We start from the raw sequence: 14,195 nt of genomic DNA, 5'->3' as shown, positions 1-14,195 counted from the left end.
GGAATCCTTCGGAAATATCGGGAATCAGCCGAAACTGTGTGCGCCACAGCCAAAAGTCGGCGGATTTCTTTTCCGCAACTGAGTAAGCGTTGCGCATGATTGGTCGCTTGGTCAAACGGTGCGAGTGAATGTTTTGAAAGCTAATGAACGCACTCAACCAAAACGTTCTGATGGATGCTGAGCGCAATAGCGCGATGAACCTGCGCCCAGACGTCTACATGCGATCAATCTATCTCGAAACGAGGGCGTCGCGTGCGACCTGAAATCGCTGAACGTGGTGTGTGGCGATGTGATGCCGCTCCTAAGGACGTTCGACGTTGCTCGTGCCTTCTACCTATGCGTGTCGGCCTGAGCTTTCATGTGGCCGCGGAAAATTGGGACCGTGGGGTGGGCCGTGAAATGAAAGGAGGCTGAATAGCTCGGACCTGATCTTTGCGGAGCTACGCTTCCGCGGGTTCTTCGGCGCGTCGCGATGGCGAAAAGATTCCACCGAGCTTATGTTCCGTTCCAAAGTTGGGTCGCTAGGACGAACGCCTGCTTCGCGTAGGGATCTTCTCGTAGGCAATGGCAAGATGAGGTGTTGAGAGTATGACTCCATCAGTCAACCCACCCGTGATCCGGCTTGGCGCGGGGGCCGGCTATTCGGGGGACCGCATCGAGCCGGCAGTGGAACTGGCAGAGCATGGTCAGCTCGACTTCTTGATTTTTGAATGCCTTGCGGAGCGCACAATCGCAATTGCTCAGCAGGCGCGTCGCAAGGATCCTCACCAGGGATACGATCCGCTGCTCGAGGCGCGGATGCGCGCTGTATTGCCGGTAGCGGTGAAGAACCGCGTGCGTATCGTGTCAAACATGGGCGCGGCGAATCCGGTTGCCGCGGCGCTGAAAACGGCACAAGTCGTACGTGAACTCGGACTGCCGCCGTTGAGGATCGCTGCCGTCACAGGTGACGACGTGCTCGATGCTGTACTGAGCGGCGCCTGGCGATTCGACGAAAGTGGCGAGGAAATCATCGCGTATCGCGATCGTATCATATCCGCGAACGCGTATCTCGGCGCCGGGCCAATCGTCGGCGCGCTCGATGCGGGCGCGGAGATTGTCTTGACGGGACGCGTGGCGGATCCTTCGCTGTTTACCGCGCCGCTGATCCACGCGTTCGGCTGGCGGATGGACGACTGGACCATGCTTGGTCAAGCTACGGTGATAGGTCATCTATTGGAATGTGCGGGGCAGGTGACGGGCGGCTATTTTGCCGATCCTGGGTTCAAGGATGTGCCGGATCTCGCACGTCTCGGCTTTCCGATCGGAGAAGTTACAGCAGACGGGACGGTGACGGTCACAAAGCTGCCGCACGCGGGCGGTCGCGTCAGCGCGGCGACCTGCAAGGAACAGCTGCTTTATGAGATCCAAGACCCCGCTCAATATTTCCAGCCAGACGTAATCGCCGATTTTACTGGAGTCGAAATTGAGGAAGATACGTCAAACCGTGTGCGCGTAACGGGCGGACGCGGCGGTGCGCCGACACCCACGCTGAAGGTCTCCGTCGGATATCTCGACGGCTTTATTGGCGAAGGCCAGATCTCGTATGGCGGCTCCGGTGCAATGACGCGCGCACGGCTCGCGCTGCAGATTGTCCGTGAACGGCTCGCAATAGCGGGAGTGAAAACGGGCGAACTCCGCTTTGATATGATCGGCGTCGATTCGCTGTACGGTAACACGTTGGACTCCACGGCAAGCGAGCCTACCGAAGTACGCGCGAGAGTGGTAGGACGGACAGACTCTCTTAACGAGGCCCAGCGCATAGGCAATGAGGTCGAGACGCTTTATACGAATGGTCCGGCGGGCGGGGGCGGCGTAGGGAAATCCGTGCGCGAGCTGCTCGCCGTGAAGTCGGTCCTGCTGCCGCGCGAAGTCGTGCAACCTGCATTCACGTTCGTGGAGATCTGAGATGAAACTGCGCGAGATCGCTCACTCTCGGACCGGCGACAAAGGTAACACGCTGAACGTCTCGGTCATCTGTCGGGACCCGACTCACTACGCTCATCTTCGCGCCGAGCTGACGGCGCAACGCGTGAAGGCGTGGCTGGGCAGCTTTGTGCATGGACGCGTTGTGCGCTACGAGCTGCCCAACCTAGCCGCGCTAAATTTCGTGCTCGGCCAGGCGTTGGACGGCGGAGTGACGCGCTCCCTGGCGCTGGACGCGCATGGCAAGTCAGTCAGTTCGGCGCTGCTCGATATCGAGATTTCCGAGCCGGATTGTCCGAAGGGCGAAGGGAACGTTGGGTGCACGCTGGCGGATCCAATGGCGGCGACGCGTCTGGTGGCTTTCTCGTGCAACTCTGTGTAGGCGAACTTCGAGGGAGGTGCGATCCATGGCGACCAGGAGATAGAGCCGGCCTTCGGGCGGTGCGGACCTCAGCGATGTCGATGTGGAAGTAGCCGATCGGATAGCTCTTGAACTTGCGTTTGATGCCTTTGCTATTTTCCACGTCCGGCAGCCGCGAGATGCTGTGGAGCTGAAGACATCGATGAAGCGATGAGCGGGTCAGATGCGGGATCGTGGCCTGAAGAGCGTAGAGACAGTCGTCGAGCGGCAACAGGGTATGCTTGCGAAAGGCCACGATGATGGCTTCGTCCTCCACCGATAGAGAGGTAGACATTGGCTCCTTGGGTCCTATCTTCAGATCACTGACCGAGCCGCGCGGAGGTGAACTCGGTGCCATGGTCGGACACGATCATTCCTGGCTTGCCAGCGTTCGCTGGACGATTGGCGTCAGTTTGCCGCCCGAGATCGACGTCTCTGGAATCGCGCGCAGGTATTCTCGTCGACGATGTTGAGGATGCGGACGGGGCGGTCATTGGCGAACTGGTCGTGGACGAAGTCCAGCGAGCGCGCGTTCGGCCTCGCCTCTACCAGGATCGGGTCACGGGTCCCCACGGCCTTGCGGCGAGCCCGCCGTTTGCGGACCGGTGAGCCCTTCCTCGCGATAAAGCCGGTAGATCCGGTTGATCCCCGACGGCTCGCCCTCCTGCCGCAGCAGGACGAACAACCGGCGATAGCCGAAACGCCGCCGGTCGTTGGCGAGATCGCGCAATCGGCCCCGCAGAACTGCGTCCGGCGGCGGCTGGAGCGATAGCGGATTATCTTCCGATCCGCCCCCACGATCGAGCAGGCCCGCCGTTCCGACAGGCTCATGACGGCCTGAAGATGCGCGACGGCAGCGCGCTTGGCGGCGGGCCCTACTATATTTTTTGAAACCAGCTCGCGAAGTGCGGCCGCATCAAGCATCTGCTCGGCCAGAAACTTCTTCAGCTTCGCGTTCTCCTCTTCCAAGGCCATCAGCCGCTTCGCTTCGGAAATGTCCATGCCGCCGAATTTGGCCTTCCAACTGTAGATCGTCGCCTCGGAACACCGTGCTTGCGAGCGAGTCGGCTGTCTTCGCCCCAGCCTCATGTTCCTTCAGTACCGCGATAATCTGCTCTTCCGTGAACCTAGGGTCCAGACTCAATTGAGCCAATATGCGACGAGAGCGGCGAGATGAACAGCGGCCAAAAAATTACGGGCGAGCTTGTCATATCGCGTGGCGATGCGCCGGAAGTCCTTGAGCCTGCCAAAGCAGCGTTCGATGACATTTCGTCCTTTGTAGGCGCGTTTGTTGAAGCGATGGATGACGACACGGTTAGATTTATTGGGGATTACGGGCTTGGCGCCACGACGAATGATTGCGCCGCGAAGCTTGTCGCCATCATACCCTTTGTCGGCGAGGAGCACGCTCATGGGTGGCGCGAGCGCCAGGACATCGGGAGCCGCAGCGATATCGGCATCCTGGCCTGGAGTCAGATGCAGGACGACCGGCCGGCAGAGCGGATCGCTCAGCGCATGGATTTTTGTCGTGCGGCCTCCGCGCGAGCGGCCGATTGCTTGATTGTGCTCCCCCCTTTTCCGCCGGAGGCACACCGGTGAGCTTTAATCGAGGTCGAGTCGAGCGACAGTACGACGCCGTCTTCGCCAGGCTTGGCCAGCGCTTCGAAGATTGCGCACCATCGTCCTCGCTTGGCCCAGCGATTGAAGCGATTGTAGATCGTCGTGTAAGGGCCGTATTCACGTGGACAATCACGCCATCGTGCACCCGATTGCAGCATGTGAATGATGCCGCTGACGGTGCGTCGGTCGTCGTCCCGATCCGGCCCCGTCAGTCCCCTCGGCAGATGCGGTTCGATACGCGCCCATTGCCTGTCGTTCAGCCAAAACAAACCAGCGCGCATTCTCTCGCCCCCGAATCAACACGTAGGCAAGAGAATCACGTGGCGCTATTTAGGTACAGACCCTAGTCCCATCAGTAGGACTCGGTGAAATTAAAATCAACGGCGACACAGCGCCGTAGTCGGGGAAGCGCAGAGGGCTTCCTGTTGACATCACACGGGCCGGGTCTGCACGCGCCACCGCGCGTACACATTCAGCGCGCGAGCGGGCCACTCTCGGGTAACGTGGCCCTTGTCGGTATCGAGACCAATGTGAGCAACTTGGCGCCACACGCCGCGACGAAGTGCCTGCATAGCCTGCGAATTCACTTCGGCACGCGACTTGCTCTCTTTGCGGCATCACCACCAATCGCTTGCGATGATCCTCGGGGGCGGACTCGGCGCGCGTCGCTGTTAGCGTCTGGTCCGCCCCGACGGTTTGCTGCGGCGATAACTTAAGGGCGCTCGGTCGTGGGCCGAGACAATACAGGGAAGTGTTGGATGCGATCCGGAGTTCTTCTTTTAGGAGCCACGACAATTGCGCTCGTCGCAAACGGTGCAGCGAACGCGGCAGACCTTGAGCCAGAAGTGAAACTGCCGCCCGCGGTGTGGAACTGGTCGGGAGGCTATATTGGCGGGCACCTCGGCGGCGGCTACGGCCGAACCTCCTTCAGCAATCCTACGGTCCGTCAATCTATGGCGATGTCGTCGATACCCCAGTGCTTCTCGCGGGTGGCCAGATCGGCTACAATTGGCAGAAGAATGGCTGGGTGTTCGGCGTCGAACTCGATGCCAGCGGTGCTGTCTCCGACGGCACGAATACTTGCCTCGCCGCCTCCGGCTTTGTCGTGAGTGCAAACTGCAAGGCAGGTCCCAACGTCTTTGCCACCGGGACTGGGCGCGTCGGTTACGCGTTTGGCGCGCTGGGCCGCACGTTGGCCTATCTTAAGGGAGGAGTGGCTTGGCAAAACAATCGAGGCGACGTCGTCAACAACTTTGAAGGCGGCGCGCCACAGGAGAAAACCCATTTCGACTATGGTCGCCTCGGTGGCGTCATCGGGCTAGGCGTCGAGCAAGCACTTACGTCTGCATGGTCGGTCAACGTCGAGTATGACTATCTCCATTTCGGCGGGCCGAGTGTCGCAACGCCTCCGACGGTGTAGAATCCGCCGTTCGCCATTCTTCCGGCGAACATAACCAGCCTCTCCAGCAGCTATCACATCGGAAAGATCGGGTTGAACTACCATTTTGGCGCCGACCCGTGGGTGGTGCGTTGGCCCGATGCGCCGCTCTACGCAAAAGCGCCCGCCGGCGCGGCGCCGATTGCTTACACGGCCGGTTGGTCGTTCGAAGGCGGATCGCGACTCTGGCTCAGCCGGGGTCGATTCCAATGGGACCGCAGCGCAGTGGCCTCCGGCGGCCTTGAAGACCCCAGCATGCTAATATCGAGGCTCACCTATCACGGACTTGACGGACTTTCCGGGGAGCTATTTGGCCGTCTCGACAGCCCGTGGGGGGTGTTCCTGAAGGGCAACATTGGCCTTGGGCGCTTCGACAAAGGACACATGAACGACGAAGATTGGGGCCTCCCCCCGAACCTCTCCTATGTCAACACGATATCAGGCCAGGCCAACGGGAGGTACACCTACTACACGGCCGACGTAGGTTATGATTTCCTCCGCGCCGCCAACTACAATGTCGGCGGCTTTATCGGCTGGACGTATTACGAACAGAGCTCCGATTCGAGGGGGTGTGTACAGATAGCTGCCCCACCTCCATGCTTGGCGCCGGACGACGACCAGGTCGTTGGCAGCCAGAATACTCAGTGGAATGCAGCTCGTGTCGGCCTAAGCGCCGAAACCATGCTCACCGAGCGCTGGCGTTTGAACGCTGACGTCGCTTACCTGCCCTGGACCGATTTCAAGGGGCGTGACCATCATCTCTTGCGCCCGACGACCATGTTTGATGAACAACGGAGCAATGGGGGCCGAGGCGTCCAGGTTGAAGGCGTCTTGTCCTACTTCGTCACCAGGAACTTCAGCGTCGGCGTCGGTGGCCGCTACTGGGCGATGTGGACCAACAGCCGAAGCGACTCATTGTGCAGCAGCAGCGGCTGCGTTGAGCCGACCATGCTTGCGAAGTACAGCATGGAACGCTGGGGTACGTTCTGTCAGGCCTCCTATAAGCTCGATTGAAAAGATCGCACCAAAAGCCAAGAGCCAGGCTTTCGACGCCCCCTCAAGCTTTGGTAGTGACCATCCACCTCCGCGCCACCTGGACCGGCATGCGGATTATCCGAGCCGTTGTTGCAGGCGAGCGCAATCCCGACGTGTTGGCAACCTATCGGGACGTGCGTTGTCATTCTTCGACCGAGACAATCCGCGCGGCACTGGTGGGCAACGACCGGGAAGAACATGTCTTCGCCCTCCGTCAATCGCTGGAACTATACGACGTTTACCAGGCGAAGATGCTGGACTGCGACCGCAAGCTCGAAGCCTTGATCGCCGTATTACAACAAAGGGGCAAAAGCGGGCGCAAAGTTATCAAAGCCACGCGTTAAGACCAAGCAGGTCAACACACCTACCTTCGATGTCAGGGCCGCGCTGTACGGAATGCTCGGCGTCGATTTGACTGAGATCCATGGGTTAGGTCCGTCCCTCTCGCTGAAGCTCATCGGCGAGTGCGGCACGGATCTGAGGGCATGGCCGAGCGCCAAGCACTTCACCTCGTGGCGCTGCCTTGCACCGGGCAACAAAATCTCTGGCGGCAAGGTGCTGTCTTCACGCACACGAAGATCGTCCAGTCGGGCAGCCGCACTGTTGCGATTGGCGGCCACTACTGTCGGACGGAGCGATACGGCGCTCGGCGCATTCTATCGCCGGCTATCCTCACGTGCAGGCAAATCAAAGGCGGTGACGGCGACCGCCCGCAAGATCGCAGTTCTATGCTACAACACCCTGCGGCACGGCATGCCCTACAGAGATCCGGGTGCAGACCAATATGAGCGACAATATCGCAGCCGTGTGCTCGCCAACCTTCAGCGCCGAGTCAAATCACTGGGCTTCGTGTTACAGGCTCTTCCGGGGGACGCCAATCCGGCTGTTTCTTAGGAAGGCCGCAGCCTACTTCGCGAAGGAAGCGACATGAAGTTCGCCTTCGTCGCGAAGCACCGGACGATCTGGCCGGCGGCATGGCTATGCGATGCGCTGGGAGTGTCGCGGTCGGGCTTCCATGCCTGGCTCAACCGCTCTCCCAGCGCCAGATCCCGCAGCGACCAGGAGCTCGGCGGCAAGGTCAAGGCCAGCTTCGTCGCCAGCGACCGCACCTATGGCGCACGCCGGGTGTGGCGTGACCTGCTCGCCGACGGGGCGGATTGCGGCCTGCACCGGATTGAGCGGCTGATGCGCCTGCAAGGCTTGCGGGCGCGGCCGCGACGTCGGCGCTTGCCGAAGGATGACGGCGATCGACAGCTCGAGACCGTACCGGCGAACCTCCTTGACCGGCAGTTCGCCGCCGAGCGTCCCAGTACACCAGCGAGCAGTTCCAGCGCCTGATGGCCGACCACGGCATCGTTGCAGCATGAGCCGCTCCGGCAACGTCTGGGACAACGCGGCGATGGAGAGCCTCTTCTCCTCGCTCAAGACCGAGCGTACGGCCAACAAGATTTATCGAACCAGAGACGAGGCACGCGCCGATGTGTTCGACTACATCGAACGATTTTACAACACGACCCGCAGGCACTCGACCATCGGCTATCTCAGCCCGGTTGCGTTCGAGCGCAAGGTGGGATTAGCTTAACCGGGTGTCCATCAAACCGGCAGCAGCTCAAGTGAAAAGAACTAGCTGCAGTTGCCTTTTTGATTGGCCGCGATCCGACATCGCGCTAACCCAGTAGGCCGTAAGCGTGGCGCAAGCTTGCGAAAGATGCGCAGTTCGGTCGATCGTCGGAAAGCTGGACGCTGATCAACTACAGCCTGTTTTGGAGGGCATCGAAGAGGCCGTCGCGGCTCTCGAAGCAGCCGAGGATCACGCCAATCCAAGAACCTGCGAGAAGCGAACTGCCGAGCGCAGAGCCAACCGCGGTCAGCTGCCGGAGTATTTGCCGCGCATCGTCGAGACCCTGATGCCCACTGCAACCTGCCGCCCGTGCTGCGCAGGCGTCCTTTTTGAAATTGGGAGCGATGAGAGCCAGAGGCTCGACGTCGTACCGGCGCAGTATCGCGTAATCGTCACTCGCCGGCCCAAACTGGCCTGCCGCGCTTGTCATGGCGTCGTCCTCCAGCATGCCGGGCCCGAACACTGCCCACGGAGCGGCTGGTCAGCGCATGTGATCGATGCCAAGTATCATTGGCATTTGCCGCTTTATCGCCAGGCGCAGATGTTGGCGACGCACGGCATCGCCATCGACCGTCGGCCAAGCCGGTAGTCTGATCACGTCCGCAAGCGTGGTCGGCTTGGAGTGAGCACGTCTGCATAGTCCTCGAGAGCCAACCTTCTTTCCTCGCTGATCGCGTCGGCGGCATGAAACTCGAGACCTGCGACAAGTTTCGCGGATACCGATACCGCGGCGGCGTGCTGCACCGAAAGCTCGCGGTGACGCTCAATCACATCAAAAATCGTATCAAATTCAGTCGCCATGGCGCATTTGCCCCAGGCCACATTAGATCGGCACCAACCAATCCTGGTAGGTGCTTCCAGTCCTTCTCAGCGATACTGCTTGGTAGCACCCTTGGGAATTGAGCCTCTCGGGGGGCCGCGGTGGTCGGTCTCGCTTATCCAAGGGCGAAGGCTGGCCACCGAAGTTTGCAGCGCGTGGTAGGGATAAGCGCTTCCGGAGGCGTGAGCGCCGAGTCACCGCCGCCAACTTCACTGGCCGCGCGGGCGCGGTAGGGACAGCGTCGGGTTCTCACTCCCGACGGCGCCGAGTCATGTCCGCGTGCCTCCAAGTCCGCGTGTGCGCCGCGGAGTGGAGCAACCATGATGCCAAATTTATTGCCTCGTACGATCTAAAAGAGGCAAGGTCGGACCCGCACGAGCGCTTTCTTACAAATGCGATCGAGTGCGGCTGGTCTCCCGGGAGTTTGGACCCTGACGACATTCTATTTGGAGGGTTCATTTGTCGATCAAACGCAAACGGTCGCAGCACTCAACCATCAATCCAGCCTTCGACTCCAACGAGAAAGAGAGACTTGCTAGCAGCTGGGCCACATCTACGACGATTGAAGCTGCTACGTTCCGGTTCTCGTGAATAAGGGAAACTAAGGCGCGGCAGTTGGTCTCCGCGGGTACAGCAAACAGGCCAGCCTACAAGGCGCTGCTCCTTGGAGCCCACCAAATCCGGTAGTTGAGGCGACCGCGGCAGATTTGCAGAGTACGACCCCGTTTATCGATCCCAGGGGCGATGCCGGAGCAAGCTTATGGCAAGCGTTCAGTACTTCGTCACGCGCCATAAAGGCCAGTGGATGGTTGCGCTCAATTGCGAGTACTCCGGCCCCTACGCCACTGAGGAAGAGGCGATCCGCGTCGCGGTCGACGCTGCCCACAAGGAGGGAAAGGTAGGACGCGACGCTCAGGTTCTAGTTCAGGGCCATGACCACAGGTTCAGACACGAGTGGACATATGGCCAGGACCCATACCCACCGTCCGGCTAAATCGGGCTGGCGCTGGCCTTCTGGGCCGATCTCGGACACGGCCCTCAGGTGGTCACCCCGTAGTTTTGCAGCAGCGCCTTCTCGATCGCGGGCAAACAACTTGGCTTTGGCGCGCTGTCGACCAGAAAATGGCTTCGTTCTCGACGTCTTGATCCAGCGCCGAACGCGCTGCGCAGCGGCTCATGAAGAAGCTGTTGAAATACGCCGGCACGCCGCCGCGCGTGATGATCACGGACAAGCTCCGTTCGTACGGCCCTGTGAGGGCGAAGATGGGCTTTCACGTCGAACATCGCCAGCACAAAGCTCTTGACAATCGGGCCGAGATTTCTCATCAGCCGACGCGGCGACGCAAGCCGATCATGAAGGGTTTCAAATCGTCCGATCAGGCTCAACGGTTTCTGTCAGTTCACGATCAATCAGGTCGCGAACCTTTTCCACATCCCCTATCCCGGAGCCGTCACCGCCGACTTCCGTCGTGCTTCGCGCGAGCGAGCCTTTGCGACTTGGCGCGAAATCTCCGCGACAAGCCGAATCTCGAACTGAGAAGCGCCTCCTTCGGCTCGGCGGTCGATTAAGTTGACGATGCCCGACGGTCTCCTGTAATCCAAGAGGCCACAGATGCTCGGACCTCTCGTTTTTCCCCCGACCCAAGCTGTTCTTTCTCTCGGCGATCGTTTGGACCGCACTGACGATGCTGGTCTGGTATGGCTTCGCGAGCAATCTGTTCGAAGCGCCGCAAAAGGCAGGTCGGGTTGGCGACGTTCTCGTCGGCGCCGGCTCTCTGGTTCGACCTCTATTTCGCCGCGTGCGCCGCGATATTTGCGGCTGGCTGGATGTTGGTTGCGCCGCACCCCTGGGCGACGTGGTCGATTCTTGGCTCCGCGCTAATACTGTTCACCTCCTACTTTCAGGTCCAGGTCAGCGTCGCCATCAACAGCTGGTATGGGCCATTCTATGACCTTGTCCAGGCCGCGCTTTCGAAATCGGCGCAAGTGATGGTCCAGCAGTTCTACAGCGAGTTGTCGACTTTTGCCGGCATTGCTCTTGTTGCGGTCGTGTCGGTGTGATGACGCGTTTCTTCGTCAGTCACTACATCTTCCGCTGGCGGACGGCGATGAACGATATCTATGTTGCAAGCTGGCCGCGGCTGCGCGCCATCGAAGGCGCCTCGCAGCGCGTTCAGCAGGACCCCATGCGCTTTGCGAGCGGTCGGATATTCCTTCCAGGCTGCGTTCCGCCACCGCTTCCGCGGCGCGACCAGAGCCTTCGGATGATCCAGCCATCCAGCTGATGGAAGGTATCCCTCCATTGAGGCCGCCTTGTTTGACGGACGCGAGCGCTGCAGGTCCTAGGGGTAATCCTAGCATTACAGTTGCCTTTTTAGGAGATGTCTGAATCTATGGACACCATGATTCGGAGGTCGTGGACGCCAGCAGCGTCGATCGAGGAGACGCTTGCGTTGTGGGCGGCGTCGCTTCCAGAGATCAAGAAATGGATACGTCCGTTGTTCACGCAAGAGAGATGGCGTCACCTTGGCTGGCTGCTGGTCACACAGCCGGCGCAAGTTCTATGAGCTGCATGTTGCAGGAAGCTTGAAAGTGGCAACGGCGACGGTCGAGCGGATGGCGAAGCTCTGGCAGGTCGAGAAGACCATACGCGGTCAAAGCCCCGACGTAGGCGTTGCCGCGCGCCAGCAAGCCTCCACAGCGGTCGTCGCAGATCTCTTCGATCTCTGGCAGCAGACATTGCGGCGGATTTCCGGAAAATCAAAACTGGCTGAGGCAATCCGCTATGCCGTCTCGCGCCGTGCCATCTTCGAACGCTTCCAGACTGATGGTTCGCATCGAGCTCGACTCCAACATCGTTGAACGCGCCATCTGACCACAAACAATTACGAGAAAGAATAGCCTCTTTGCCGGTAGCGACGGCGGCGGACGAACCTGGGCGAACCATCGCAACACTGCTGCAGACAGCAAAGATGAATAACGTCGATCCGTGCGCCTGGCTCAGCCTAACGCCTCAGCGTATCGCCAACGGCTGGCCGAGCGGCGAAATCGACGCGCTTATGCCATGGAACCACGCCGCCTGACGGCCGCAGCTTGCCGCTTACCCTTCGACCGAGTACGTGGCAACGAAGAGTGGCAGACGCTCCGAACGCGTAAGCGCTGGCGGTGCCCATGCCAAGGCAATGGGGGCCAAGCTGGTCTTTGCGAAGCTTGACCGGTTCAACCTCAAACCGGGCTTGCTTCGGTCACCGCTGGCAACCGGCGACCCGGGGTTCTGCAGCGACATTCGTCAGCTTATCGACAGGTAGGCCTGCTAAGGGCAGAACGCTGCCACGTTGACGGCCCTCCGGGACTTATCTGGTCAACGAAATGGCAGGAAGCCTCGCAGCAGTATCGATCCATTTGCGCGTTTGGGCTCGTGTGAACAATGATCATGACACCCGGCCTGCTTCGCGACCTTGAGGAGCGGGGGTATTCTTGTTTTGGCGATGGAGATATTGATGAACACAGGACAGGCTCAGTGGAGTGCAGGTTCTTCCTCGGCCGCTTCTGAAGAGGGGGAGCAGGAAAGTTACCTCAGCGGCTTCAGCCGAGCCGTGGCGGATTTGCTCGAAGCCATGACAGGATATCGGACCCCGGCCTCCGCGCGCGCGCAGTTGCTGGACAACTGGGCGGCCGAAGAGGGGCAGGGCGAAGCCGAGAATCGGCGACAGGGACGCGCACGAATTAGGGGGGCGGACAACACTGGCTCGCACTCGCTGGATTTGTCCTCCCTCTCCCTGACCGCTTTGCCCGCCGCCCTGCCGCCAAGATTGCTGGAACTGCGCGCCAGGCACAACGAGCTAAGCAGCCTGCCCGCTAGCTTCCCACCCGGTCTTCAGCATCTTCTCATTAGCCATAACCGGTTGATCAGTTTGCCGGACGCTCTTCCGGCGACCCTCTCTCGGCTGGAGGTGGCCGATAACAGCTTGACCAGTCTGCCGGCCAACCTTCCGGCTGGGCTCGAGATCCTGAACGCAAGCGACAACCGACTAACTAGCCTGCCGGACGCTCTCCCGAGCAGGCTCACCTCGCTCGCGGTTAGTGGCAATCAGCTGACCGACCTCCCCGACTACCTCCCATCGGGGCTCATTGAACTCGATGTCAGCAGCAATCAATTGGCCAACCTCCCCGCCCCCCTTCCGAGCACCCTCCAATCGCTCAATCTCAGCGGTAACCGGCTGACCAGCCTGCCTGAGGATCTTCTTGAGGGGCGTGTACCGAATCTTAGTCTCAGCTACCCGCATTTGGAGAATCTCGAGTTCGGGGATAACCCGCTGCCGGACGACGTCCTCGCTAATCTGGCGACGGCTGAAGCGCCACCGCAGCTTGCGCAGCAATCTCTATATGAGGCTGCCGCGCAATGGCTCGCAGACGACCCGGCGACGCTGGCCAAATGGCAGCACTTTGCGGATGAGCCAGGCGCCCAGGACTACGCACAGTTCCTGGAGAGGCTACGAGAGACCGTGAACTACGGCAATGACGAGTTTCGGCAGGCAGTGGCTGATGATCTGCAGCAGGCGGCCGCCAATCCGACATTGCGCGAGCAGTTCTTTGCGCAGGCGTCCGAGGCCAACGCGAGCTGCGAGGATCGTGTCACCTTGCACTGGAATGGTATGCAGACCGCGCGCCTCAACGCTGACGTCGAGGACGGGGTATATGACGATCGGCTTGGCGATCTGATCCAGCGCGGCCGTGTCGCCTTCCGCTTGGAGGCGTTGGACGAGATCGCGCGCGACAGGATCAACTCGCTCGCCAGCGGCAACCCGAACGTAGACGACATCGAAGTCTACCTGGCCTATCAACATCGGCTGCGCGAGCCGCTGGAGCTCAGTCACGTCGCCCCTGACATGCGCTTCCTGGCGGTCTCTCACGTAAGCGAGGATGATGCGACGGAGGCGCTCGACCTGGTCCGGGAGCGGGAAGCAAGCCAGTTCACCGACTTCATGGCAAGCCGCTGGCAACCCTGGGAGACGGTGCTGAGGCGCATCGCTCCAGACGAACATGCAGCGATGCAAGACCGGCTCGTCGAAGCCATGGGCGAAGAGTTCCAAAGCCGTCTGGATCAGCGACTGGCCGAACATGGTCTGGTGGGCGACGTCGATGCCGAGCGGGTGCTCGGAGCCCAAGTCCGAAACCAAATCGCAGGCGAGATCAAAGGCGAGGTCATGCACCGGCTGCTCGCAGAGCGCGGCCTAGAACAATAAGACTTCCCAACAGTCCCGCGGGGATATTCTTCGTTGCTCTGTGGCGCTGC

General features: G+C 60.5%; 7 protein-coding genes and 9 pseudogenes. 12 read left to right on the top strand and 4 right to left on the bottom strand.

Annotated elements, in window-relative coordinates; genetic code table 11:
• Positions 1 to 588: 588 nt before the first annotated feature.
• Positions 589 to 1,947 carry an acyclic terpene utilization AtuA family protein gene (locus CIT37_RS33630; RefSeq protein WP_109866551.1) on the top strand — a complete coding sequence of 453 codons (1,359 nt, stop codon included), beginning with the start codon at positions 589 to 591 and terminating at the stop codon, positions 1,945 to 1,947.
• A gap of 1 nt (position 1,948) precedes the next feature.
• Positions 1,949 to 2,251, top strand: a pseudogene (locus CIT37_RS33625) (AtuA-related protein); the annotation flags it as partial.
• Here CIT37_RS33625 and CIT37_RS33620 read toward each other — a convergent pair.
• From CIT37_RS33620 to CIT37_RS33610, 3 genes and pseudogenes are all read right to left on the bottom strand, one after another.
• A pseudogene (locus CIT37_RS33620) lies at positions 2,243 to 2,702 on the bottom strand (IS481 family transposase); the annotation flags it as partial. The pseudogenes CIT37_RS33625 and CIT37_RS33620 sit on opposite strands and share 9 nt — an antisense overlap.
• Before the next feature lies 1 nt (position 2,703).
• Positions 2,704 to 3,503 (bottom strand): annotated as a pseudogene (locus CIT37_RS33615) (transposase); the annotation flags it as partial.
• Between the two features lie 2 nt (positions 3,504 to 3,505).
• A protein-coding gene (locus tag CIT37_RS33610) for an IS5 family transposase (protein WP_244611316.1) occupies positions 3,506 to 4,266 on the bottom strand; the annotation gives its coding sequence in 2 pieces (ribosomal slippage) (positions 3,506 to 3,927 and positions 3,927 to 4,266; 762 coding nt in all).
• Between the two features lie 695 nt (positions 4,267 to 4,961).
• Here CIT37_RS33610 and CIT37_RS33605 point away from each other — a divergent pair.
• The 5 genes and pseudogenes from CIT37_RS33605 to CIT37_RS33580 all read left to right on the top strand — a co-directional run.
• The gene (locus CIT37_RS33605; protein WP_244611315.1) at positions 4,962 to 5,405 is read left to right on the top strand and encodes an outer membrane protein; all 444 of its coding nucleotides are present in this window, start codon (positions 4,962 to 4,964) and stop codon (positions 5,403 to 5,405) included.
• A gap of 72 nt (positions 5,406 to 5,477) precedes the next feature.
• Complete coding sequence (locus CIT37_RS33600) at positions 5,478 to 6,437, top strand: omptin family outer membrane protease (protein WP_244611314.1); 960 nt, start codon at positions 5,478 to 5,480, stop codon at positions 6,435 to 6,437.
• A gap of 83 nt (positions 6,438 to 6,520) precedes the next feature.
• Positions 6,521 to 7,352, top strand: a pseudogene (locus CIT37_RS40280) (transposase); the annotation flags it as partial.
• A pseudogene (locus tag CIT37_RS33585) lies at positions 7,353 to 8,040 on the top strand (IS3 family transposase); the annotation flags it as partial.
• A gap of 113 nt (positions 8,041 to 8,153) precedes the next feature.
• Positions 8,154 to 8,653 (top strand): annotated as a pseudogene (locus CIT37_RS33580) (transposase domain-containing protein); the annotation flags it as partial.
• Between the two features lie 20 nt (positions 8,654 to 8,673).
• On the opposite strand, the gene CIT37_RS33575 reads toward CIT37_RS33580, so the two are convergent.
• Positions 8,674 to 8,880 (bottom strand): hypothetical protein, encoded by a 207-nt coding sequence (locus tag CIT37_RS33575; protein WP_223153709.1) that lies wholly within the window; start codon positions 8,878 to 8,880, stop codon positions 8,674 to 8,676.
• Positions 8,881 to 9,659: 779 nt separating this feature from the next.
• On the opposite strand from CIT37_RS33575, the gene CIT37_RS40230 reads away from it, so the two are divergent.
• The 5 genes and pseudogenes from CIT37_RS40230 to nopM all read left to right on the top strand — a co-directional run bounded on the left by CIT37_RS40230 (position 9,660) and on the right by nopM (position 14,145).
• Positions 9,660 to 9,893 (top strand): DUF2188 domain-containing protein, encoded by a 234-nt coding sequence (locus CIT37_RS40230; protein WP_018648284.1) that lies wholly within the window; start codon positions 9,660 to 9,662, stop codon positions 9,891 to 9,893.
• Positions 9,894 to 9,919: 26 nt separating this feature from the next.
• Positions 9,920 to 10,468 (top strand): annotated as a pseudogene (locus tag CIT37_RS33570) (IS6 family transposase); the annotation flags it as partial.
• A 129-nt stretch (positions 10,469 to 10,597) separates the two neighbouring features.
• A pseudogene (locus CIT37_RS40225) lies at positions 10,598 to 11,184 on the top strand (SbmA/BacA-like family transporter).
• Positions 11,185 to 11,410: 226 nt separating this feature from the next.
• A pseudogene (locus CIT37_RS33555) lies at positions 11,411 to 11,982 on the top strand (IS66 family transposase); the annotation flags it as partial.
• A gap of 417 nt (positions 11,983 to 12,399) precedes the next feature.
• On the top strand, positions 12,400 to 14,145 hold the full coding sequence (gene nopM / locus CIT37_RS33550; protein ID WP_174719442.1) for a T3SS effector NEL-type E3 ubiquitin ligase NopM: 1,746 nt from the start codon (positions 12,400 to 12,402) through the stop codon (positions 14,143 to 14,145).
• Positions 14,146 to 14,195: the final 50 nt, after the last annotated feature.

It is taken from the genome of Bradyrhizobium ottawaense (assembly GCF_002278135.3).
Taxonomy (GTDB): Bacteria; Pseudomonadota; Alphaproteobacteria; order Rhizobiales; family Xanthobacteraceae; genus Bradyrhizobium; species Bradyrhizobium ottawaense.
The sequence above is the reverse complement of the archived record's forward strand: the minus strand, read 5'-3'. Positions and strand labels throughout refer to the sequence as shown.

What these genes read in the sequence shown, in the direction of transcription:
- CIT37_RS33630 (WP_109866551.1), top strand. Translation starts at nt 589, where the DNA reads ATGACTCCATCAGTCAACCCACCCGTGATCCGGCTTGGCGCGGGGGCC.
- CIT37_RS40230 (WP_018648284.1), top strand. Translation starts at nt 9,660, where the DNA reads ATGGCAAGCGTTCAGTACTTCGTCACGCGCCATAAAGGCCAGTGGATG.
- CIT37_RS33575 (WP_223153709.1), bottom strand. Translation starts at nt 8,880, where the DNA reads ATGGCGACTGAATTTGATACGATTTTTGATGTGATTGAGCGTCACCGC.
- nopM (WP_174719442.1), top strand. Translation starts at nt 12,400, where the DNA reads ATGAACACAGGACAGGCTCAGTGGAGTGCAGGTTCTTCCTCGGCCGCT.